Origin of the sequence: Thalassolituus sp. UBA3500, from assembly GCF_002377545.1 — a bacterium.
Classification (GTDB): domain Bacteria; phylum Pseudomonadota; class Gammaproteobacteria; order Pseudomonadales; family Oceanobacteraceae; genus Thalassolituus.
In genome coordinates this window covers 115,933-116,566 of sequence record NZ_DFQB01000055.1, presented here as the reverse complement: position 1 = coordinate 116,566, position 634 = coordinate 115,933, and the positions used below count along the sequence as shown (strand labels likewise).

The 634-nt window shown below is 50.9% G+C and carries 1 protein-coding gene; it reads left to right on the top strand.

The window, feature by feature from the left end; translation table 11 throughout:
* On the top strand, positions 1-585 hold a 585-nt coding region (locus tag B2R29_RS13590; RefSeq protein ID WP_301181559.1), incomplete at its 5' end, for a substrate binding domain-containing protein.
* Positions 586-634: the final 49 nt, after the last annotated feature.

The window sequence follows — 634 nt, the reverse complement described above, 5'->3', positions numbered from 1 at the left end:
GTGTCGTTCGCGAGCCTGCATCTTGCCGAGCCGCTGGTATTATTCCAACAGAGTCACCCCGACGTTGGCATTGATCTTCAATTAAACGACCGGAAGGTGGATATCATCGAAGAAGGTTTTGATGTCGCCTTGCGAATTGGTCATTTGAAGGACTCATCGTTGGTTGCGAGAAAGCTTACAGATATTCGCCTGGCATACTGTGCATCACCTGAGTACCTCAAAAAATACGGCGAGCCGGCATCATTGTCTGAGCTGCCACAACATCGCTTTCTTCAATACAGCTATATGGAAGATGAGCAATTGCGTCAGGCCGGGGTTCTGCGTGGCCATCAGTTCAGCTGCAATAACGGCGAAGTACTGAATAATGCCGCCATTGCGGGAGCAGGCATTGTTCTGCAGCCGACGTTTATTTCTGGCGCAGCACTGGCTGATGGGCATCTGGTGGAAATACTGAAACAAGAAGCACCGGAGCCCATCGCTCTGTATGCCGTGTATGCACACCGCACGTTGCTCTCCAGCAAAGTGCGGGCATTTATTGATTCTCTGAGTGACTACTTTTCTGGTGCGCCGTCTTGGGATATGTGAGCCCAGCGTTTACTCAATATTCTGAACCTGCTCGCGCATCTGCTCGATC